2 rRNA genes (1 of these 2 cut by a window edge) are annotated in these 1912 nt (G+C 57.2%); both read right to left on the bottom strand.

Annotated elements, in window-relative coordinates:
* Nucleotides 1–1295: ribosomal RNA gene (locus tag AC07AZ_RS38035) — 23S ribosomal RNA — on the bottom strand; it reaches 1927 nt to the left of the window's first position.
* A 315-nt stretch (nt 1296–1610) separates the two neighbouring features.
* A 16S ribosomal RNA gene (locus AC07AZ_RS38030) occupies nt 1611–1912 on the bottom strand; the annotation flags it as partial.

Here is a 1912-nt window from a genome sequence, read left to right as displayed (position 1 = left end):
GCGGGCGTTGGCCCTATAGCTGCAATGACACGACTTCGGCGGTACGCTTGAGCCCCGCTACATTGTCGGCGCGGAATCACTAGACCAGTGAGCTATTACGCACTCTTTCAAGGGTGGCTGCTTCTAAGCCAACCTCCTGGTTGTCTCTGCGACTCCACATCCTTTCCCACTTAGCGTACGCTTAGGGGCCTTAGTCGATGCTCTGGGCTGTTTCCCTCTCGACCATGGAGCTTATCCCCCACAGTCTCACTGCCGCGCTCTCACTTACCGGCATTCGGAGTTTGGCTAAGGTCAGTAACCCGGTAGGGCCCATCGCCTATCCAGTGCTCTACCTCCGGCAAGAAACACACGACGCTGCACCTAAATGCATTTCGGGGAGAACCAGCTATCACGGAGTTTGATTGGCCTTTCACCCCTAACCACAGGTCATCCCCCAGGTTTTCAACCCTGGTGGGTTCGGTCCTCCACGAAGTCTTACCTCCGCTTCAACCTGCCCATGGCTAGATCACTCCGCTTCGGGTCTTGAGCGCGCTACTGAATCGCCCTGTTCGGACTCGCTTTCGCTACGGCTTCCCCACACGGGTTAACCTCGCAACACACCGCAAACTCGCAGGCTCATTCTTCAAAAGGCACGCAGTCACGACGCACCGAGTAAACTCGATGCGCGACGCTCCCACGGCTTGTAGGCACACGGTTTCAGGTACTATTTCACTCCGCTCCCGCGGTACTTTTCACCATTCCCTCACGGTACTATCCGCTATCGGTCACCAGGGAATATTTAGGCTTAGCGGGTGGTCCCGCCAGATTCACACGGGATTTCTCGGGCCCCGTGCTACTTGGGTGTCTCTCAAACGAGCCGTTGACGTTTCGACTACGGGGGTCTTACCCTCTACGCCGGACCTTTCGCATGTCCTTCGCCTACATCAACGGTTTCTGACTCGTCTCACGGCCGGCAGACCGTAAAAGAGAGATCCCACAACCCCGTATACGCAACCCCTGCCGGGTCTCACACGCATACGGTTTGGCCTCATCCGGTTTCGCTCGCCACTACTCCCGGAATCACGGTTGTTTTCTCTTCCTGCGGGTACTGAGATGTTTCACTTCCCCGCGTTCCCTCCACATACCCTATGTGTTCAGGTATGGGTGACAGCCCATGACGACTGCCGGGTTTCCCCATTCGGAAACCCCCGGATCAAAGCCTGGTTGACGACTCCCCGGGGACTATCGTGGCCTCCCACGTCCTTCATCGGTTCCTGGTGCCAAGGCATCCACCGTGCGCCCTTAAAAACTTGGCCACAGATGCTCGCGTCCACTGTGCAGTTCTCAAACAACGACCAACCACCCGTCACAACCCGCCACAGCGGATTTTTACCGGGGTCGGCACTGAAGGCAGCCAACAATCGGCCGTACCCTCAGACACCCAACAGCGTGCCCGACACCCTCACCACTCGTGATCAGCTTTCCACGCTCCGAAGAACAGTACTTGCAGCCCGAGATGACTCAGATGCCGAATAATCAACGTTCCACCCATGAGCAACCAGCATCGAACATTCGCCGATGTACTGGCCTCTGACCTCACCCCGGAGGGATCGGTAAGAAGTGCTCCTTAGAAAGGAGGTGATCCAGCCGCACCTTCCGGTACGGCTACCTTGTTACGACTTCGTCCCAATCGCCAGTCCCACCTTCGACAGCTCCCTCCCACAAGGGGTTGGGCCACCGGCTTCGGGTGTTACCGACTTTCGTGACGTGACGGGCGGTGTGTACAAGGCCCGGGAACGTATTCACCGCAGCAATGCTGATCTGCGATTACTAGCAACTCCGACTTCATGGGGTCGAGTTGCAGACCCCAATCCGAACTGAGACAGGCTTTTTGAGATTCGCTCCACCTCACGGTATCGCAGCTCATTGTACC

Source organism: Streptomyces sp. NPDC043878 (assembly GCF_056435735.1).
The sequence above is the reverse complement of the archived record's forward strand: the minus strand, read 5'-3'. Positions and strand labels throughout refer to the sequence as shown.